Consider the following 20,256-nt stretch of genomic DNA (forward strand, 5'->3'; position numbering starts at 1 on the left):
CGGTCTGACCGCCGAGGGCGGTCAGACCGGTGCGCCCGGCTCAAGCAGTCACCAGCTCCTGCCCCGGCACGGCCAGCCCCTGAAAATCGGGGTGCGCCCGGTCTTTTTCGGAGATGAGCACGGGCTCAAAGGGCCAGCGGATGCCGATGGCGGGGTCGTCCCAGCGCAGGCCGCGCTCGGCCCCGGGCGTGTATTTGGCCGATACCTGATAGCATACATCGGTATTATCCTCCAGGGTGAGGAAGCCGTGGGCGAAGCGGCCGGGCACAAACAGCATGCGGTAGCTGTCGGCCGTGAGCTCCACCCCTATCCACTGCCGGAAGGTGGGCGACTCCTCGCGCAGGTCCACTATCACGTCCAGAATCGCGCCCCGGGTGCAGCGCACCAGCTTGGTTTCCTCGTAGGGGGGCAGTTGGTAGTGCATGCCGCGCAGCGTGCCCCGGCGCGGGTTGAAGGACAGGTTGGCCTGCTGCGGCGGCATGGCAATGCCGTGGGCAGCAAACTCGTCTTCGCACCAGGAGCGGGCAAAAAAGCCGCGCTCATCACTCAGCCGGTTCACGTCGATGATGAAGGCCCCGGAGAGTTTGGTTTCGGTAAATTTCATCGTATCAAAAGCAAGGTTGAAGGGTTGATTATTGGCAGTTGATTCTTGGTTTCGGCCATCATGCTGAGCGTAGCCGAAGCATCTCGCGTGGATTAGTAATCCAATCGTATTGATTAGCTGAAGCACGCGAGATGCTTCGGCTACGCTCAGCATGACGTTCTTTTGATTGACGTTCTCCTAGCTCAGATGGCTCACACCACCATCAGCTCAGCCCGGTAGAGCGGCACGGCGGCTTTGGTGGGGCACAGCGCCCAGGTCAGGTCCTCGGTCAGCTCGTCCTGCTCGCGCAGGGCGGCCAGCACGCGCAGCCGCATCAGGCGCGAGGCCCGGAAATTGGGGTCGCGGAAACCCATTTCCACCAGCTTGCGCTGCAGCTCGCTGATGGTATCGGCCAGGGTATGAATGGGCTGGTGGTCGGGCGCAAGGCGGCGGAACAAGCTGAAATCAACGCGGTACGAGCGCAGGTCGGGGGCGGCGTCGGGGTTGAGGCGCACCGTGGTGCCGGGGATGGCGGCGGCCACGGCCTCGGCCAGCTCGCGCACCCGGTAGTTCCAGGTGTTGGCCCCGGCGTTCACAGCCACGAAAGCCCCGCCGTTGCTGGCTTCCCGCGTCACGGCCCAGCCAATGGCGCGGGCCATGTCCAGCACATGAATGAGCGGCCGCCAGGGCGTGCCGTCGCTCAGGATGCTAATTTCGCCGGTGGCCACCGCGCCGGCCACAAAGTCGTTCAGCACCAGGTCGAGGCGCAGCCGGTCGCTCCAGCCGCAGGCCGTGGCAAAGCGCAGGCAGGTCACCCGGAAGTTCGCATCGGCCAGCGGGGCGAGGTCGCGCTCGCTGGCTACTTTAGAGCGGGCGTAGGCCGTGAGCGGGTTCAGCGCGGAAGTTTCGGTTTTGGCATCCTCGCCGCCCAGCCCGTACATGCTGCACGAGCTGGCAAACACGAAGCTTTTCACGCCGTAGGTTTTGGCGCGCTGGGCCAGGGCAATGCCGGCGCGGTAGTTCACGTCCATCGTCACGTCCTCGTAGGCGGTGCCCATGGGGTCGTTGGAAATGGCGGCCAGGTGCACCACAGCATCCACGCCGGCCAGCAGGCCCGAGGGCAGCATCCGCACATCGCCAAAAACCTGGCGGTCAAGCCGCGACTCGGGCAGGCGGGTAGCCCCAGTGAGGCAGTGGGCAAAAAAGCCCATGTCGTAGCCAATCAGCTCCGCGTTGGGGTAGGTTTGTCGGAGGTGGCGCACCACGCCAGGCCCCACGTAGCCCATGTTGCCGGTGATGAGAATGCGGGCAGGTTTCATAGCACAGTCAGTTATTGGTGAGGTGTATACAGTCATAAATCGACCAGAATATCGTGCCGGACTCGCCAACCCATCGCGACCGTGGGAAGGGGCTCCGTTCTATCTTAGCGGAGCTGCGGCAATGCGCCAGCGGCACCCGGCACGGCGTTCATGGCTGGTGTTTTTAGTCGCTGGGCATGAGGCAGGTAGCGGCGGCGCGGCCACGGCCGGCCGGCTCGGCCAGCGGCGCGGCCAGAATGGTTTTGAGCTCGGGCGCGGTTGCGGGGGCAGCGGGGGCCTGGTCCCACAGCTTCCATTCGGCCTTGCCGGCCTGCCAGAGCTCCTCCAGCATGTTGCGGTCGCGCAGGGTATCCATGGGCTGCCAGTAGCCGGCGTGGCGGTAGGCGGCCAGCTGCCCGGCGGCGGCGAGGTGCTCTAGAGGGGCCTTTTCCCACACCGTCTGGTCGTGGTCGAGGTAGTCGAAAATGCCCGGCTCCAGCACGAAAAAGCCGCCGTTTATCCAGGGCGTTTCGCCGCCCTCGGGCTTCTCCATAAAGTTGCTCACGTGGCTGTCGCCGTCGCCCAGGTTGAACACGCCGAAGCGGCCCGGCTGCCGCACCGCCGTGAGCGTGGCCAGCACGCCCTGCGCCCGGTGGTATTCGATGCTGGCCGCGATGTCGACGTTACTCACGCCGTCGCCGTAGGTCAGGCAAAACGTTTCATCATCCAGGTATTTCTGCACGCGGCGCAGGCGGCCACCGGTCATGGTTTCCAGGCCGGTATCTACCAGCGTCACGGTCCAGGGCTCGGCGTTGTTGCGATGAATCTGCATCTCGTTGCGGTCCATCCGGAAGGTCACGTCCGAGTTCAGCAGGAAATAATCCGAGAAATACTGCTTTATCATGTGCCCCTTGTAGCCGCAGCAAATCACGAAATCGGTGATGCCGTGGTGGGCATAAATCTTCATGATATGCCACAGAATGGGCTTGCCGCCGATTTCGACCATGGGCTTGGGCCGCACGCCGCTTTCCTCGCTGATTCGGGTGCCGTAGCCGCCCGCTAGTATCACTGCTTTCATGTGAGTTGGTGAGTTGGTGAAGTGGTGAGGTGGCGAGGTGACGAGGTGGCGAGGTGGCGAGGTGGCAAATGAGACAAACTCACCATCTCGCCACCTCACCATTTCACCACTATCCAAGCGTGGCGCGGGCCATCAGGTAGATAAAGCGGGTGTTGGTGACGAAGTAGCGACGGGCCAGGCGGCGCGGCTCCTGCCACAGCCGGAACGCCCATTCCAGCCACAGCTTGCGGGCCCATGCCGGCAGGCGCGGCTCCAGGCCGGCATACACCCGGAAGGCCTGCCCCACCCCCAGCATGCACGCCCCGATGCGCCCCTGGTGGGCCGCCATCCAGCGCTCCTGGCGCGGGCAGCCCAGCGCCACAAACAGTAAATCCGGGTCGGCCGCGTTGATGGCCGCTACCTCGGCGGCATCCTCCGCATCCGTGAGCTCGCGGAAGGGCGGCGCATACGCCCCTACTATTCGGAGGGTGGGCAGTTCCCTGCGCGCCCGCCACACCATGGCCTCCAGCACATCGTCGGTAGTGCCGTAGAAATACACCGACTGCCCTCGCTCGGCGGCGGCGCGCAGCAGCGCGGGCAGCAGGTCCATACCGGCCATGCGCTCCTGCGCCGGCCCCCGAAACCAGCGCACAGCCGCCGCTACCGGGCTGCCATCGGGCGCGACCACGGCCGCGTTGTTCAAAATCTGCCGGAACTCGGCGTTGCGCTCGGCCTCTACCAACATGTGCACGTTGGCAAAGCACACGTAGGCCGAGGCCCGCGCCGCGCCCAAGCCCAGAATGGCGTCGACGAAATCGGCGGTGCACCCTGTCGAGATGTTGGCGTGCAATACAGCGTGTTTTGGCAGCATTATTTTTTGATGTGGGAATGTGGGAAATGTGGGGAATGTGGGAAATGTAGGAATGCGGGGAATGCGGGAATACATTGACTATCAACACTATCATATAGCCTCATTTTCACACTCTTCACATTTTCACATTCTTATATTTTAATATTTTCATATTTTTCAATAAGCGTTTTCCTCGCCCTTCACCATGTTGCGCACGGTCTTGCCGATAATCTGCAAATCGAGTACGAACGACCAGTTCTGCACGTATTTCAGGTCGTATTCCACGCGCTTTTCCATGGCGTTGGGGGCGCGGGTTTCGCCCCGGAAGCCGTTCACCTGGGCGTAGCCCGTGATGCCGGGCGTCACGGCGTGGCGCAGCTGGTAGGTGCGGCCGCGCTTGGAGTATTCCTCCAGCTGCGACACCATATTGGGCCGCGGCCCCACCACCGACATATGCCCGAGCAGCACGTTGAAAAACTGCGGCAATTCATCGAGATTATACTTGCGCAGGTAAGCGCCCACGCGGGTCACCCGGGGGTCGGCCTTGGTGGCCTGCAACTCGGTCTGGCGGTGGTCGGCGCGCATGGTGCGCAGCTTGTAGCACGGAAACAGCTTATTGCGCTTGCCCGGCCGCATCTGCCTGAAAAACACCGGCCCCGGCGAATCGAGCTTGATGAGCAACGCCAGCACCGGCAGAATAATGGGAAACAGCCCCAAAATCACGAGCAGCGAAAACGCCAGGTCGAACCCCCGCTTCAGCACCTGGTTGGTGCGAAAGCCCAGCGGCTCCTGCCGCACCATAAGAATGGGCAGGTGGTCGTGGAAATACACGCCCACATCCTGGCCCACCGTGCCCTGGTAGTCGGGCACGATGCGGAAGGCCAGGAAATGGTCTTCCGCGAAGCGCGACAGCTCCTCAATCAGGTCGTGCCGGTCGAGCGGCAGCGCGTAGTAGATTTCGTCTACCGACGTGCTCAGGCAGTAGCTCATCAGGTCCGTTACCGCGCCGCGCCGCAGAGCCCGCAGGTTGGTGGGCAGCGCCTCATCCGTAAAAAAGCCCTTAAACTGGTAGCTGGTCGAGTCGTCGGCCGTGAGGGCGTGGTACAGCTCCTGCCCGCTCTGGCTGGCCCCCACTATCACAAAGCGGTTGTGCAGCCGGGCAAAGTACCGCAGCCAGGTGCGGTAGCCAAACGTGATGCCGAAGCGCCCCACCACCACGCCCACCACCGAAAACCCATAAATGGCCGCCAGGTAGCGCGTCGACAGGTAATCGATGCGCAGCGCCACCACCGTGCCCACCACCAGCACGCCGTGCAGCAGAAACGCCTTCAGCAGGTGCCGCAGCTTCTCGCCGTAGGAAATGCGGCGGTCGCGGCGGTACACGTTGGCGTACTGCCGCGAGAGCAGCCACCACAGCAGCGCAAATGTGATGATGAAAAAGGGCATGTCGCTCCTCATCGCCCACGAGTGCCATACGACCAGTTGCGCCGCATGAAAGGCCAGCCAGATAAGGATGCCATCCATGGCCAGCAGAATAAAGCGGGAAGTATCCGAGTACCGTACATATCGTTCCATAGCTCAGGAAGTAACAAGTTGCTCACTGCCCCCAGCCGGCAGCTGCTCCGGGGTGAATATAGAAGTAAGATAATGCTTTAATATTTAGTTACCAATATTAAATATGATTAAATATTAGTTTAATAATCTTAGTTGTAGAAATAGTTATACGTCTTATAATTGAAGCACAGAGCATTATCTCTTTTAATATTAATTAGTTTATATATTTATTTTTCTAATTAAATGCGTACTACCCGCATCCTCAGGGCTTTACTGCTTTCTGGCATGGCTATCACCGTCGGGGCTCACTACCCAGCGGCGCGGCCAGGGTGCCCGGGGGCATTGCCAATCCAGGGCTTATTTCTACTACCGACATCACAACAGCACACATTTATTTTTGAATCAATTTAATAAAGCTTGTGCGGAATAATGCGTTAGATTGATGCGCGAGATTCAGCAGTGGCCGAAAAGCATCCCAAGACGCATTGTTGCAAATCGTCTGTTTGTGCATATAAGCATTTTTCCCGCATTAACATTAATATACAATATGTAATTCGTAAAATCATATGTACATTTGAGGGATTTTCAGCCTTAAGCATCTGTTGCCCTTCTATTCTGCTCACAGTAGGCAGCAGTCTGGTCTAAAGCGTGTAGTATGGGCCGGCAATGGCATTCAGGGCCACTGCCAGCGTCGCCGGAAGCCCCGCCAGCCCTTTCCAGGTAAGCCTTTCGTATTTGTTATCGCCGCCACGGCGGCCTCAGCAGCTTTCCTACCATGGGCTTGTATCACCTTCTATACCAAAGCCAGGCTCTGGCCAGCTTCAGTCTGCCAGAGCTGCTGGAGCTGCTGCACCAATCCCACACGTACAATGTGGCACGGGGCATCACGGGCATTCTGCTGCACGCCCCCAACGGCCAGTTTCTGCAGCTGCTGGAAGGCGAAAAAGCGGCCGTGCAGCACCTGTACTACCACCGCATTGCCACCGACCCGCGCCACGAGCACCTCATCGTGCTGAGCGAGGGCCACAACATAAAGCGGGTGTTTTCGGACTGGAGCATGAGTTTTCGCTCCGGGGCCGGGCCATTGGCGGTACCGGGCTACCTGGCCCCCAGCGCGGCCTACTTCCGGGTGAGCAACCTGCCCCACGTCCTGCCCGAGCTCAAGCGCCTGCTGCTGGATTTCACGGCGGGCTACGACGATAGCCCCATGGCTGAGAGCATGATTGGCAGCCGGCGCTAAGCTCAACCCCGGTTTGTACCGTAGATACTGCGAGTAGGGACCAAAAAAATACCGCCCGGCCAAATTGGCCGGGCGGTGCAGCATACCCAGAAAAATGAAGGCGGGCTTAGCGCGAGAACACCGACGTATACACTGAGGCTTTGCCGGCATCGCCTTCCGAATAAGCGAGGCGCAGCGTGGTAGCCGTCAGCTCGGCCACGGCGAAGCGGCGGGTGCGGTCGGCCTGCGTGAGGATGAGCGAGTCGGCCGAAGCCGTCAGGCGCCAGGTGCCGCTCACGGGCTCGGCGGTTTGCTTGCCGGGGCGCGGGCCGCGCAGCAGCGTATAGGTGCCGTCCGACTTATACATGGCATTTTGCACCAGCATGGAAGGCCGGACCTGGGCAAACAGGTCGGAGGTGGCGGCCGGGGCCGTGCCTTCGGCGGGGGCACTCACGGTGAGGCCGGTCTGGCGCCAGTTGCCGGTGGTGAGCAGGTCCGGCTTGGCCAGCGTGGAGGCCGCAGTGGACGATTGAGGCGAGCTATTTACTTGCTCGAGCTCTTTTTCGCAGGAAGCTAAGGTCAGCGCGGCGAGGGCTACACCCAGGAATAGGGGCATTTTTTTCATGCAAACAACTTTTGGGGTTACGCCGTCCCGCAACAGGGACGAACATAGTGAAACATCTAGTTATTTAACGGGTAAGCATTCGGATTCAGCATCAGGACTATATCTGACACTCGGGAGCCTAACTTTTCTCATTTTATTTTGGTTCAGCCATTCGCGGAAAAAGCCTATTATTAGAATTTTCTATTTGGAAAGTTACATTGAATATTTTTAGATAAAAAGGCTCTATTGCAGCACATTATAAGTACAAAATATGGCTATCAGCCAATTTACCTTACATTTCTCTTATGGTGATATTGGTTTTGTTTTAAATCCACTTTTATTATTACGCAGCGGCAGTGTGCCGGCGGCCGGCAGCCCTGGCCGGCCCAAGGCCAGCCCCACGGTGCAGTGTTGTAGCAAGTCGCCGACCTGTTTCGTGGCAAAGCATGGCGCGGCACCAACAGGCGGGCGCTCATACCAGACCACTATTTTTTCATTAAAAAAGCAAATGCGCATAATCAGAAGATAAATATAAAAATATATTATTACATTTAAACTATACCTTTCTACATTATCCACATGATTAACCCTTACCTCCCTGCCCCATCCGTTGGGGCTCCGGCTCTGGCGGCGGGCCAACTGCTGCCCATGTTCAGCACGTTTGTACACCCCAGTGCAGCCCAACGTGTTGGCAATGTGCTGGCCAGCACCTACTTGAGCGAGGGCAAGCTGGTGCAGGAATTCGAAGCCCGGCTGAGTGCCGAGCTGGGCATGCGCCACCCGGCGGCCCTGAACTCGGGCACCAGTGCGCTGCACCTGGCCCTGGAAGTGGCCGGCATCGGGGCGGGCGATGAGGTTATCCTGGCGCCGCAGACTTTCATCGCCTCGGCCCTCACGGTAGTGCAGGTGGGGGCCCGGCCGGTGTTTGCCGATATTCAGTACGAAACCGGCAACATCGACCCGGCCGACATCGAGCACCGCATCACGCCACGCACCAAGGCCATTATGGCGGTGCACTGGAGCGGCTACCCCTGCGACCTGGCCGAAATTCAGGCCCTGGCCGACAGGCACGGGCTGGTGGTGATTGAGGACGCGGCCCACAGCCCCGGGGCCAGCTACCGGGGCCAGGCCATTGGGGCCATTTCGGATTTCACCTGCTTCTCGTTTCAGGCCATCAAGCACCTCACCACCGGCGATGGGGGCGCGCTGTGCGCCCGCTCGCCGGAGCTGGCCCGCGAGGTGTTTCGGCGGCGCTGGTTTGGCATCGACCGGGCCCACTCGCCGGTGAATGAGCTGGGCGAACGCGAATACGACCTCACCGACGTGGGCTACAAATACCATCTATCAGACTACGCCGCCGCCCTTGGGCTGGCCAACCTCGACGGCTTTGCCGGGCGCATGACGGCGCGCCGCGCCCGCGTGCAGCAGTACCGCGACGGCCTGTGCCGGGTGCCGGGCCTCACGCATTTTGTGCACCAGCCCGACCGCGAAAGCGCCCATTGGCTGTTCGGCTTCCACGTCGAGAACCGACTGGGCTTCGTTCGGGCATTGCGGGCCCGGGGCGTAGCGGCATCGGTGGTGCACGATGGCATCGACCACAACGCGCTGTTTGGGGGCAAGCGCCCCGACCTGACCCGGCAGCGCCACTTCGACGAAACCCAGATTCACATACCCCTGCACGATGCCCTGACCGCCGAGCAGGCCGCTTATATCGTGGATGTAATCAAGCAAGGATGGTGAGCCCGGCCATGAAAGTCGTACTGTTTGGCCATACCGGCTTTGCCGGCCGCAACATGGCCCGGGAGTTGTGCCAGCGCGGCGTGGCCTACGTGGGCGCGTCGCTCAGCACCGGCCTCGACCTGCGCGATGCGGCGGCCACGGCCGCTTTTCTGCGCGCCCAGCGCCCCACGCACATCGTGAACTGCGCGGCCCACGTAGGCAGCCTCAACTACGTGACGGAGAAGGCCGCCACGGTAATTGCTGATAATTCGCGCATGATTCTGGGCATGTACGAAGCCGTGGCACAGGAATGTCCGGACGCCCTAGTGGTGAACCCCATCGCCAACTGCGCCTACCCGGCCGAGGCCGATGTGTTTGAGGAAAGCGGCTGGTGGAACGGCCACCTGCACCGCTCGGTGCTGAGCTACGGGGCCAGCCGTCGCCTGCTATGGGCCACCGCCGAGTGCTTCGAGATGCAATACGGCGTGCGCAGCATCCACCTGCTCACGCCCAACATGTACGGGCCGTTCGACTCAACCGACCCCAACAAAGCGCACGCCCTCAACGCGTTGATTTCGAAGTTTGTGAAGGCCGAAAAGCTGGGCCAGCCCGAGCTCTCCATCTGGGGCACGGGCCTGCCCATCCGCGAGTGGCTTTACGCGGCCGATTTTGCCCGCCTGGTGTGGGAAGTGCTGCAAAACCCTGCCCGCCCCGGCCTCGACCAGCCCACCAACCTAGCCCAGAACGACGGCCTGAGCGTGCGGGCGCTGGTGGACATCATCCAGGCCAAATTCGGCTACCACGGCCAACTCCGCTGGGATGCCAGCAAACCCGATGGCGCGCCCAAAAAGGTGATGGACGACGCCAAATTCCGCCAGGTATTCCCGCTGTTCCGCTTCACCGATTTTCAGGACGGCATCGCCGAGACTGTCAAGTATTACGAGTCGGTGTTTCCGTATTGAGTTGCCGGGAATGCCGCAAAAACGACCTGTCATCCTGAGCTTGCGAAGGATGACAAATGTGCGCAACAGCCGAATTGCTAAATGGCTTCATTAACGAAGCGCCCTCAAAACCAGAATGGAATCTCCAAAATAGCTCAGCTTGGCGAATACGCGGACTTTTTTGCCCCCTGTTCACGTAGTAAGGGCCATTACCCTCTTGCCAACCGATGCACAACACTCTCCTGCGGTACTTCCGCCTGCCCGCCCTAGCGCTGGCCCTGCTGCTGGCTGCCTGCCAGAAAGAAGCCGTGGCCCCCACGCCCGGCAACCCCACCGCAACCACCCAGCCGCTGCCTGAGCATCTCACAATGGGCAACCCCAGCGGAGCTACCGCCGACATCGCGCAGCCCACTAACTACCTGCTGATGAAACCTCCATATGCGCTCAGCTACCACCGCGACCGGGGCATTCCCAACTGGGTGAGCTGGCACCTGAGCGCCGACTGGCGCGGCAGCGCCGCCCGCCAAGACGACTTCCGGCCCGACAACACCCTGCCCGCCGGCTGGTACCAGGTGCAGGCCAACAGCTACACCGGCTCGGGCTTCGACCGCGGCCACAACTGCCCTAGCGCCGACCGCACCAGCACCGTGGCCGATAACTCGGCCACGTTTCTCATGACCAACATGATGCCCCAGGCCCCGCGTAACAACCAGCAGACGTGGGCCACCCTGGAAAACTACTGCCGCACCTTCCTCGACGCCGGCAATGAGGTCTACCTCATCTGCGGGAGCTACGGGCGCGGCGGCACGGGCAGCAACGGCTACGCCACCACCCTCGACCAGGGCCGCGTGACGGTACCGGCCCGCTGCTGGAAAGTCATCGTGGTGCTGCCCACCGGCACCAACGATGCCGCCCGCGTCAGCGCCAGCACCCGCATTATTGCCATCGACACCCCCAACGACAACTCCCTCAGCACGGCGTGGGATACCTACCGCACCAGCGTCGATGCCATTGAAACGGCCACGGGCCTCGACCTGCTTTCGGCCGTGCCCACCGCCGTACAGCAGGTCATCGAAGCCCGCGTCGATAACGGCCCTACCAACTGAGCGGGCGTGCCTAGAGCGGCTTGCAGACTGGCATACAGCGCCATTGTTGCGGGATGCTGGCGAAAACGGGCCTGCCGGTCCGACTGCCCTAGACGGTCGGACCGGTTGAAGCACCTTCGATTTCGTCCTTACGACAACCGGTCGGACCGCCTAGGGCGGTCCGACCGGAGCATACAAGCACTTCTGCATAAGTATTTAGATAGCTGAAAATCAGCAAAAACTCAATCAGCGCTACGCCTCCTCAAGCAAGTGTTGCAGGTCGAACAGGCGGCGCTTTACCTGGGCCAGCAGGTCGGCGGGCACGGGGATTTGAATGCCATACCGGGTAAAGAGGTACCGCACCAACGCCGTGAGCTCGCGCAGTTCTTCCTGTAGAATGGTGCGGAGCTGCTCCCACTGCGCCGCGCCCACGGCAGCCCGGGCCAGGCAGGTGTGCCGCACGGCAATGAACTGGCCAACCACGGCAGCCAGATGGTCGAGCACCTGCTGCTCATCGGCGCTGAAGGTGCGGGGCTGGCGGTCGATGATGCAGAGCGTGCCGAGGAGGCGCTGGTCGGGCAGACGCAACGGGGCCCCGGCATAAAAGCGCAGCTTATTATCCTGAGCGGCGCGAACGGCTTCGGGCGTGAGCCGGGCACTGTCTTCGAGGAGCAGGTCGTGGTAAACCACGGTGCGGGCCTGCTGAATGGCCGTAGAGCACAGGGCTTCGACGCGGGGCTGCTGGTCGTTGCCGGGCATGCCGTGGTTGGCGGGGTAGTGCACCTCGTCTTCCTCAACCACGGCAATGAGGGAGATGGGTAGGCTGAATACCTGGGCGGTGAGGGCCACAAACTCATCGAACAACGGCTCGCTGAGGGTGGGCAGCACATCATATGCGCGAATACTTTGTAGCCGCTCGGGTTCGTTGGCGGGCAACAAATGGGCAGGAATAGCGGACATGGGCGACGGGCGAATGGAAAGCCTGCAAACATAGCGGCTACTGAGGCCAATAGCTTTCCGGGCTCAATGAATAAACGCCGGCCAGTCGAGGACAGGCTTATTTCCTGATACGGATAAATCTGCTTCCTAATGCATTATCGGCTCCTCAGTTCCCTGGTTTCAGGAAGGTAGCACGGCTTCCGGCTCCGGCGCGGGCGTGGCGGCTTCCTGGCTCAGCGTCTCGCGGATGAAGCCCTGGCGCAGGTGCTCATACAGCGAGTGCGGGTCCACGAGCGCGGCCACGGCCTGGGCCAGCATGGCCCCAATCAGCAGCTGGAAAATGGCCGAGTGCCGGTCCGTCATTTCCAGCACCAGAATAGCGGCCGTGAACGGCGAGCGCACCACCCCCGTCAGGAAGCCCACCATGCTCACCAGAATCAGCAGGTTGCGGTCGGCCACGGCTACGTGCGCCAGCTGCGCAATGCCGTCGCCGAGCAGCGCACCCGCGCTCAGCGAAGTGGCAAACACGCCGCCCGCCCCGCCGCTGCTGTAGCTCAGGGCCATGCCCACGAAGCGCACCGGAAACAGGTAGCCGGGCATCACGCCACTGTTTTGAAACAGCAGCCGGTTGATGATGGGCTTGCCCGTGCCCACGCCATCGGGCCCCACCAGGTAGGCCATTGCGGCCAGCAGCAGGCCGCAGCCCACCACCCAGCCCGCCTGCGTGAGCGGCGTGGTGAAGCGCTTGCGGTAGCTGTTCAGCCAGAGCAGGGTTTTGGCAAAATACGCACCTGCCAGCCCGCAGGCCACGGCTGCCACCATCACCAGGGCCTGGTACCAGCCGGCCGGCGAAGTAATTTTGGGAAAGCCCAGGTACAGGTAGGAACCCAGAAACTGCTGGGCCGTGAGGCCCGCGATAATCACGGCGCTGAACACGGCCATGCGAAAGCGCGAGATGTGAATCTGGGTCAGCTCCTCTACCACGAACACGATGCCGCCCAGGGGCGTGTTGAAGGCCGCCGCCAGGCCGGCCGCGCCGCCGGTCACCAGCGCAATCTGGCGCGAGAGCTGGGGCCAGCCCGCCGGCTGCAGCCGGTTGATGGCCCGGAAAATGGCCGCCGAAACCTGAATCGTCGGCCCTTCGCGGCCGATAACGCCACCCCCCAGCAGCAGCACCACGCTGCTGAGCACCTTCACGCCGGCCACCCGCAGGCTGAGCAGGTAGGCCGTGCGGCGGTGCTGCACGGGCGTCGAGAGCTCGATGCCGGCCATTACCTGCGGAATGCCACTGCCCCGCGCCGCCGGGGCCAGCCACTTCACCAGCGCCCACGAGGCCAGAAAGGCCAGCGGCGTGAGCCCGAAGGCCAGCAGTGGCTCGCGGCGCAGCCAGGAAAAACTAATTTCTTCGGCCCAGGCAAATACTTTTTCGTAGCCCACGGCCATGAGCCCGGTCAACAGCGAAGCAATCCAGAAGGGGAAGCTTTGCAGGATAAGACGCCGCACCCGCGCCGTGTACAGTGGTTGAATGAAAACGTGGTCGAACCAGGCCAGGACGCGGGCGTATCGGAAGGGAGAATCGGGCATATACTGTACAAAGGTGCAGGTAAATCGAGCGGGGAGCCGCCAGCCACCGCCTGTTTCTAACCGATTTGGCGGCTGGATAGTGACACAACCAACGTTATCTATCGTCCGTTTGGCTACCAGAGGCCGCCGTTCCAAGGGTTAGAATCGGCGCGCGTTTGCCAATTATCCATTTTTCCCGATGATGCATCCCACTACATCTACTACCCCCGCGCCCCAGGGCCACTATCGCAAGTTTTTGCTGATGATGGCCATTTCCTTCGTCATCATGTACGTGGTAATGTACCTCAACACCTACGCGCTCGGCCACGTCTATTTCAGCCTCACCCGCTTCTACATGACGGTACTGATGGTGACGGTGATGGCCGTGGTCATGCTGCTGATGATGCCCATGATGTACCCCAACAAAACCATGAACGGCATCATCATGGGAGCCAGCCTGACGCTGTTTGTGGGTGCCCTGATAATGGTGCGCAGCCAGACCTTCGTGAACGACACGCGCTGGATGAAGGCCATGATTCCGCACCACTCCATTGCCATTCTCACCAGCGAGCGGGCCAACATCCAGGACCCCGAAGTACGCAAGCTGGCCGATGACATCATCACCGCCCAAAAGCGGGAAATCTCCAAGATGCAGGCCATGATAAAGCGCCTGGAGCAGCAATAGCCGTTGATAGTCTGGTACCGGTTTGGCAATTCGCCGGGCCGATGCAGTGACGCATTCCAAACAGCTTTGCTAGAACGGCACTACTACCTTGGCGCTCAGGCTGCGGCCGGGGCTGAAAACCCCCAGCCGGCCGGTGGGCGAAGCGCGGTAGTACTCAAAGTATTTCAGGCGGTTGAGGTGGGCCTGATAGGCCACGTCGAACAGGTTATCGGCCTGCAATACCAGCTGCATGGCTTCGCGGCCGGCTTTGGTGCGGAAAGTGGTGCCCACACCGGTGCCGCACAGCACGTAGCCGGGGGTGCGGGTTTCGGCCCCGTCCACGGCGTAGAAGCGATTTTGGGCGGCGGTGACATCCACCGTGAAGCGGAAGTAGCTGTTGGTGAGGCGGCGGCCGGCGCGTTCGGGTGCCACCAAGCGCAGCTCAGAACGCGAGGTGGGGGCCGGAATCAGGGGCAGGTAGCGGCCGGCATCGCCCACCCGCTCGCGCAGGGCCGCATTTTCGTTGAGGCCGATGACCAGGGCCGCCCCGGTGCGCAGGCTGGCCCAGGGCAGGGCCGTGGGGTGGAAATTGAGCGCTATTTCGCCGCCGTAGAGGCTGGCCGCCGCCTGCTGAAACTGGTAGGTGGAGTTGCCCACCGCGTCGCGCAGGGGCTGGCCTTGCGCATCGTACTGCCGGGCCTGGTAAATGAAGTTATCGACGTGGTTGTAAAAAACCTCCGCGCTTCCCTCAAAGCCGGGCGTTTTGTAGAGGATGCCCAGGTCTTCCTGCACGTTGAATTCGGGGGTGAAGTCGCGGTTGCCCAGGTACACGATGTGCGCGCCGGGGTCGAGGCCATTGGAGCCGATTTCGGGCACGTTCGGGGCGCGGTAGCCCCGCGCCACGTTGGCCCGCAGCACCAGGCGCTCGCCTAGCGCGTAGCTGCCGCCCAGGCTGGCCGACAGCCCGGTGTAGGTACGGCCAAAGCCGGGATACTGCAGGTCAGCGCCGGCCGTGGCCGGGTCGGCCACGGCATCGAAGCCCGTGGCGGGGTTGGGGGCCACATAAAAGTCGTCCCAGCGCACCCGGCGCACGTCATAGCGCAGGCCGCCGGTCAGCTCCAGGCCGCCAAACGTTTTTTTCAGCACTCCGAAGCCGCCGAGGTCGAACAGCTGGTAGGGCGGAATGGCGAAATCGGTGGCGTTCAGGTGCTGGTTGGCCTGGCTCATGCCGTTGGCGCCCACCGTCAGTTCGTAGCCGCGCACGGCGGCCAGCAGGTAGCGGGCCTGGTAGTTCACGGTGGTGAGCTGCAGGTCGAGGCCCGGCTGGCTGGTGGCGGTGGGGTGGTTGAATTCCTGGCGGTGGTTTTGCTGCACGCCCAGCAGCAGGCGCAGCTCGCCGGCCCCCAGCTTCACCTCGCTGGTGGCAAAGGCCCGGTAGTGGCGGATGCGCTGGCGCAGGTCGGCAATGCGGTAGCTTATCAGCTCGTCGTCGCTCACCAGCGGGCGGTTCCCGATATCATCCCTATTGGCCTCAAACACCTGCCGCGTAAAGCGGCGGCTGAGCGAGTCGCGACTGCCGTCGGGAATTTCCTGGCGGTCGTCGTAGCTGGTCAGCCAGAGGTGCACCCCGCCCCAGGCCCTGGCCAGGCCCACCATGCCGGTGAGCTGGGTTTCGGCAAAGCCGGTGTTGTACACGCGGCCGTCCACCGGGTTTTGGTAGTCGCGGGCCAGGCGGTGGCTGCCGCGCAGGCTGGCCTGAAACCCGTTTTTTTGGTAGTTGAAGGCCAGCGAGTTGCCAATCAAGCCGTTCACGCTCTGGTATTCGGTCAGCGCCTCGCCGTGCAGCTGGCCGGCGGGGCCGGCGGGCAGGGCCGGCAGCAAGTTCACCACCCCGGCCACGGCATCGGAGCCGTAGAGCAGGCTGGCGGGGCCCTTCACCACCTCAATGCGGTCCACGCCGTAGCCATCCACTTCAATGCCGTGCTCATCGCCCCACTGCTGCCCCTCCTGGCGCAGGCCGTTGAACATGGTGAGCACCCGGTTGTAGCCCAGCCCTCGGATAAACGGCTTGCTGACGTTGGGGCCGGTGGTGACGGCGCTGAGGCCCGGAATGCCCCGCACGGCCGCATCAATGGCATTGGCATTGGCATTGAGGCGGATTTCCCGGCCCGACAGGGCCGCGATGGGCACTGGCGAACGGCGGATTTCGGTACCCCGGCTCACGCCCGTCACCACCACTTCGCTCAGGGTTTTGCCCTCGGCAGTCAGGCGAATGGTCAGGGGCTTATCGGTGGGCACCGTTGCCGAGGGCGTAGCGGTGGCATAGCCCACGGCGCTCACTTGCAGCTGGTGGGAGCCGGCGGGCAGGTTGGGCAGGGCAAAGCGGCCGTTTTCGTCGGCCGTCGCGCCCCGGCTCAGCACCGGCACCGCCACGCTGGCGAAGGGCAGCGGCCGGCCGGCCGCGTCCAGCACCTGCCCGCTCAGGCTTTGGGCCCGCAGGGCAAATGGGCATACAAACAGCAGAACAAACAGATACAAGCACTTAACAGACATGGCAGGCATGGCTTGGCGTAAAAAACCAAGGAGTGCCCCTGCCCTACTAACAAGCCGAACAAAAGTACGTACATTTTTTAGGTTAGTCTAAAAATTAATTTAGCATGTACTAAAAATTATATCTAATGGCGTTGATAAAAGACCTCATAATATTGTTATACAGAATATTACGCAAATCAAACAATACTGAACACGTAACCCTTTGCATCTCGTCGTTGCTGCTGATGTTTGGGTACTTGTGCAAATGCGCAACCCTTGTTTTTTCTTAGCCCGAAGGCAGCATGGCGGGACAATTGGAGCCCTGGCGCACCCGAATCAGTTGAGGCACCTGCCCTGTGGGCCTCCCGATGGGTTCTGCTTTTATGACTGTGCCCTCCCCTTAACACCAGAAATCGGTTTCCGCACCCTAATCCACTTATAATAAGCCGATAAATGGCGCGAATCAGCCCAGACTCACGCCAACAAGCCATCGCATATTATCGAAATGCTGCAAAAACGGAGCGTTGCCGGCTTCGACGGTTCATACAACTTTAGTACCCGAAATTCCGTTTCGAAGACACAGCAACTCTGGCCGCCGACCTTAACTCGAACAACCCCAGCCTGATGACCCAGGCCCGTAGGGTGCAACGGCTGCAAGCCACCACCTAGGCCGGGCCGGCTACTCTGCGGGCCCTGCAGCAACCGCTCGGCCGGAACAGGCAGGCCCTGCCCGGCACAAAGCCGCCGGCCGCGGCCACGCCTTCAGTAGCCGGAAAGCTCCGGGCCGGCGCTTTACTGTCCGGCGGGCGGGCGGGCTGTTAACTTGCCAGCCGGGCAAACCTGCTGCCACTGGCAGCGCACGGGCAGGCGGCCGGTGGGCGGCACCCCCCACTTACTTTTTTTTCTTGATGAGCTTATTTACTTTTTCCGCCTCGCTACTAACGCTAGCAGCGTTATTTTCCTATCTGAATGCCCGGTTTATGCGCCGTCCGGCGGGCATTATGTTTTTGCTGCTGGGCGTGGCCGTGGCGCTGGGCGTGCTGGCCTGGGGCCACATTGTGCCGAGCTTCACCGTTGCCGTGCGCGGGGCGCTGCTACGGTTCGATTTCACGGAGTTTCTCATGGGCTCGGTGCTAAGCTTTCTGCTCTTTGCCGGTTCGCTGCACGTGCGGGTAAATGCCCTGAAAGCGGTGTGGCGCAGCATTGCGGCCTACTCCACGCTGGGAGTGCTGCTGGCTACCGGGCTGGTAGGCCTGGGCACCTATGCCCTGCTGAACCTGGCTGGCGTGGAGCTGCCGCTGCTGCCCTGCCTGCTGTTTGGGGCGCTCATTGCCCCCACCGACCCCATTGCCGTGCTGGGCATTCTGAAAACCACCGACCTCGATAAGAACATTGAAACCAACCTGGCCGGCGAGTCGCTCTTCAACGACGGCTTCGGGGTAGTGGTGTTTGTGACCTTGCTGGAGCTGGCCACGCCCGGCGACACGCCCAGCGCCGGCTCGGCGGCCCTGCTGCTGCTGCGCGAGGCCGGCGGCGGCTTGCTGGCCGGGGGGGTGCTGGCCTATGTGGGCTACCGCCTCATCAAAACCGTGGACCACTTCCAGACCGAAGTCATGCTGACCCTGGCCCTGGTAATGGGCGGCTACGCGCTGTGCCACGCGCTGGGCGTGTCGGGGCCGCTGGCCATGGTGGTGGCGGGCCTGGCCATTGGCAACGTGAGCCGCAGCGGGGCGGTGTCGGACACCACGCGCGACTACCTGGAAAAGTTCTGGGAGGCGCTCGACGAGGTGCTCAACGCCGTGCTCTTCGTGCTCATGGGCCTGGAGCTGGTCGTGATTGGGGTCAGCCCGTTTTACCTGGGGCTGGGCGTGGCGGCGGCCGTGCTGGCCCTGCTGGTGCGCTACGTGGTGCTCACGCTTACCACGGGGCTGTTGGGCCTGTCGCGGCAGCTGCCGCCGCGCACGCTGGCCATTCTGAGCTGGGGCGGACTGCGCGGGGGCATTTCGCTGGCCCTGGCCCTGGGCCTGCCCACGGGCATGCACCCCGAAGTATTTGTGCCCATGACGTTTGCCGTGGTGCTGTTTTCGGCCGTTGTGCAGGGGCTTACGTTAAAGAGGCTATTAGGCTGGCTCACCAGCCGCCCAGCTTAACCGGGCCACCGGGCCCGCGTTTGTTTTTGTCCCCTTTATAATGCTCCCCACCCAAAATTATTTTGCCAACGCCGTTGGCTCGGTCGATTTCTCCCCTGAAGACGGCTACGTGCACCTGCACTGGTCGGGCACGTCCATGACGAGCCTCGAGTTTCGGGCCCTTTACACGCATGCCCACAACCTGCTGCGCCGCTACCCGCTGCGCGGCCTCCTGGCCGACCACCGCGCCATGCCCGCCGCCCCCGACCCCGCCGACCGCGACTGGCTGCTGAATACCTGGCTGCCGGCCGTGCTGGAAGACACCGCCCTTGAGCGCTACGCCGTGGTGCCCACCCTCACGCCCGAAACCCGCCTGCACACGCCCACCATGGCCGCGCAGATGCGCCGGGCAGTCACCACGGCCTTTTTTGAGGAGATTCCGCCCGCCACAGAATGGCTGCGAGCGGATAAGGCCGTTTACAGCGGTTTCCAAATCACTGTACATGATATCCGCAATGGTCAAACCAGTTCTTGGCATCCTGTTCGGTTATCCAGTCGGCGGCGGTCCGGATGGCTTCCTCCAGCAAGTCGCGGGTGCGGGCTTTCGCGGTGCGCAACCAGGTCTTGAGTTTGCTAAAAGCGAGTTCAATGGGATTGAAATCCGGCGAATAGGGCGGCAGGTAGCGCAGCCGAGCCCCGTACTTTTTCACGATTTCGTCCAAGCCTTCCACCTTGTGTACCGACAGATTATCGAGCACTACTACGTCGCCCGGCCGCAGGTTGGGGCCGAGCACCTGGTCGAGGTAGGCGGCAAACACGTCGCCATTAACGGCCCCGTTAACGCTCAACAAGGCTCCGAGCCCGTCCGGGGTCAGGGCGGCGATGAGCGTCACGTTCGGGCCGCCGTGCAACGGCACGGCCTGGTCCAGGCGCTGGCCGGCCGGGGCCCGGCCGTAACGGCGGCAGTAGGTGAGGTTGGTGCTCGTCTCGTCCACGAACACGAAACGGCGCACATCTTCTTCCTGAATGGCTTCCAAAAATAAGCGGCGCATGGCTACGACGCGTTCGGTGTCACGCTCGGCGGCGTGGACGCTTTTTTTTTGCGCCCCCATCCCAGGCGCTCCACCGCCCGCCACGTACTCGTGCGGCTCAGGGCCGGACCGTCGGCGGCGAGCAGGGCCGTGGCCAGTTCGGCCAGGGTCGCGTCGGGCTGCGCCACCAGACAGGCCCGCAATAGGTCCTGGCCAGCCGGGTCCAGGCGCGGCAGTGGGCCGCCGTTCGCGGGCAGGGCCGCCAGCGAACCGCTCGTGCGCTGCCGGCGCAAAAGCTTGTCCACGAAGGAGATGGAGACGCTAAATTGCGCCGCCACCTGATAAATCCGGGCCTGCGGTGCGGCACATGCCGCCGCTACCCGTTCCCGCAAATCAATCGAATATGCTTTCATAACGCAAGGTGCATCAGATTCTGTACACTAAATTGGAAACCGCTCTAGGCACCCGATGAGCATGTTGTTCCCGTT

General features: G+C 62.1%; 18 protein-coding genes. 7 read left to right on the top strand and 11 right to left on the bottom strand.

The features are described 5' to 3' along the window. Positions 1–40: 40 nt before the first annotated feature. The 5 genes from rfbC to KQ659_RS17830 form a co-directional block, all read right to left on the bottom strand. Positions 41–604 carry a dTDP-4-dehydrorhamnose 3,5-epimerase gene (rfbC, locus tag KQ659_RS17810; protein ID WP_216679849.1) on the bottom strand — a complete coding sequence of 188 codons (564 nt, stop codon included), beginning with the start codon at positions 602–604 and terminating at the stop codon, positions 41–43. A gap of 191 nt (positions 605–795) precedes the next feature. After that, positions 796–1,902 (bottom strand): NAD-dependent epimerase/dehydratase family protein, encoded by a 1,107-nt coding sequence (locus KQ659_RS17815; protein WP_216685936.1) that lies wholly within the window; start codon positions 1,900–1,902, stop codon positions 796–798. A 163-nt stretch (positions 1,903–2,065) separates the two neighbouring features. Then, complete coding sequence (gene rfbF, locus KQ659_RS17820) at positions 2,066–2,959, bottom strand: glucose-1-phosphate cytidylyltransferase (protein WP_216679847.1); 894 nt, start codon at positions 2,957–2,959, stop codon at positions 2,066–2,068. Positions 2,960–3,068: 109 nt separating this feature from the next. Then, a complete protein-coding gene (locus tag KQ659_RS17825; protein ID WP_216679846.1) occupies positions 3,069–3,809 on the bottom strand; it encodes a WecB/TagA/CpsF family glycosyltransferase in 741 nt (246 codons plus the stop codon). 156 nt (positions 3,810–3,965) lie between these two features. Continuing rightward, positions 3,966–5,363: an exopolysaccharide biosynthesis polyprenyl glycosylphosphotransferase gene (locus KQ659_RS17830; RefSeq protein WP_226915742.1), complete on the bottom strand. Its 1,398-nt coding sequence runs from the start codon at positions 5,361–5,363 to the stop codon at positions 3,966–3,968. 760 nt (positions 5,364–6,123) lie between these two features. On the opposite strand from KQ659_RS17830, the gene KQ659_RS17835 reads away from it, so the two are divergent. Then, positions 6,124–6,582 carry a BLUF domain-containing protein gene (locus tag KQ659_RS17835; RefSeq protein ID WP_216679845.1) on the top strand — a complete coding sequence of 153 codons (459 nt, stop codon included), beginning with the start codon at positions 6,124–6,126 and terminating at the stop codon, positions 6,580–6,582. A 106-nt stretch (positions 6,583–6,688) separates the two neighbouring features. Here KQ659_RS17835 and KQ659_RS17840 read toward each other — a convergent pair whose 3' ends face one another. Further along, a complete protein-coding gene (locus tag KQ659_RS17840) occupies positions 6,689–7,186 on the bottom strand; it encodes a hypothetical protein (protein ID WP_216679844.1) in 498 nt (165 codons plus the stop codon). A 250-nt stretch (positions 7,187–7,436) separates the two neighbouring features. On the opposite strand from KQ659_RS17840, the gene KQ659_RS17845 reads away from it, so the two are divergent. The 4 genes from KQ659_RS17845 (at position 7,437) to KQ659_RS17860 (ending at position 10,931) form a co-directional block, all read left to right on the top strand. Further along, entirely contained in the window at positions 7,437–7,694 is a 258-nt protein-coding gene (locus tag KQ659_RS17845) for a hypothetical protein (protein ID WP_216679843.1), read from the top strand. A gap of 50 nt (positions 7,695–7,744) precedes the next feature. Further along, a complete protein-coding gene (locus KQ659_RS17850; protein ID WP_216679842.1) occupies positions 7,745–8,905 on the top strand; it encodes a DegT/DnrJ/EryC1/StrS family aminotransferase in 1,161 nt (386 codons plus the stop codon). Positions 8,906–8,913: 8 nt separating this feature from the next. Beyond that, on the top strand, positions 8,914–9,846 hold the full coding sequence (locus KQ659_RS17855; RefSeq protein WP_216679841.1) for an NAD-dependent epimerase/dehydratase family protein: 933 nt from the start codon (positions 8,914–8,916) through the stop codon (positions 9,844–9,846). 206 nt (positions 9,847–10,052) lie between these two features. Next, complete coding sequence (locus tag KQ659_RS17860; RefSeq protein WP_216679840.1) at positions 10,053–10,931, top strand: DNA/RNA non-specific endonuclease; 879 nt, start codon at positions 10,053–10,055, stop codon at positions 10,929–10,931. Between the two features lie 231 nt (positions 10,932–11,162). On the opposite strand, the gene KQ659_RS17865 is transcribed toward KQ659_RS17860, so the two are convergent. Together KQ659_RS17865 and KQ659_RS17870 are read right to left on the bottom strand one after the other, a co-directional pair. Further along, positions 11,163–11,870: a GAF domain-containing protein gene (locus KQ659_RS17865; RefSeq protein WP_216688108.1), complete on the bottom strand. Its 708-nt coding sequence runs from the start codon at positions 11,868–11,870 to the stop codon at positions 11,163–11,165. 159 nt (positions 11,871–12,029) lie between these two features. Continuing rightward, positions 12,030–13,433: a chloride channel protein gene (locus KQ659_RS17870; protein ID WP_216679838.1), complete on the bottom strand. Its 1,404-nt coding sequence runs from the start codon at positions 13,431–13,433 to the stop codon at positions 12,030–12,032. Positions 13,434–13,611: 178 nt separating this feature from the next. Here KQ659_RS17870 and KQ659_RS17875 point away from each other — a divergent pair, with 178 nt between their 5' ends. Continuing rightward, on the top strand, positions 13,612–14,097 hold the full coding sequence (locus KQ659_RS17875) for a DUF305 domain-containing protein (RefSeq protein ID WP_226930029.1): 486 nt from the start codon (positions 13,612–13,614) through the stop codon (positions 14,095–14,097). A gap of 69 nt (positions 14,098–14,166) precedes the next feature. On the opposite strand, the gene KQ659_RS17880 is transcribed toward KQ659_RS17875, so the two are convergent. After that, positions 14,167–16,629 carry a TonB-dependent receptor gene (locus KQ659_RS17880; RefSeq protein WP_216688107.1) on the bottom strand — a complete coding sequence of 821 codons (2,463 nt, stop codon included), beginning with the start codon at positions 16,627–16,629 and terminating at the stop codon, positions 14,167–14,169. Positions 16,630–17,516: 887 nt separating this feature from the next. Between KQ659_RS17880 and KQ659_RS17885 the strand changes: the two genes are divergently transcribed. Next, on the top strand, positions 17,517–18,758 hold the full coding sequence (locus tag KQ659_RS17885) for a cation:proton antiporter (protein ID WP_216679836.1): 1,242 nt from the start codon (positions 17,517–17,519) through the stop codon (positions 18,756–18,758). A gap of 473 nt (positions 18,759–19,231) precedes the next feature. Here KQ659_RS17885 and KQ659_RS17890 read toward each other — a convergent pair whose 3' ends face one another. Next, positions 19,232–19,789 carry an IS630 family transposase gene (locus tag KQ659_RS17890; protein WP_262905480.1) on the bottom strand — a complete coding sequence of 186 codons (558 nt, stop codon included), beginning with the start codon at positions 19,787–19,789 and terminating at the stop codon, positions 19,232–19,234. A gap of 2 nt (positions 19,790–19,791) precedes the next feature. Beyond that, positions 19,792–20,181 carry a COG3415 family protein gene (locus KQ659_RS17895; RefSeq protein ID WP_216688105.1) on the bottom strand — a complete coding sequence of 130 codons (390 nt, stop codon included), beginning with the start codon at positions 20,179–20,181 and terminating at the stop codon, positions 19,792–19,794. Positions 20,182–20,256 lie beyond the last annotated feature (75 nt).

Origin of the sequence: Hymenobacter siberiensis (genome assembly GCF_018967865.2) — a bacterium.
Lineage (GTDB): Bacteria > Bacteroidota > Bacteroidia > Cytophagales > Hymenobacteraceae > Hymenobacter > Hymenobacter siberiensis.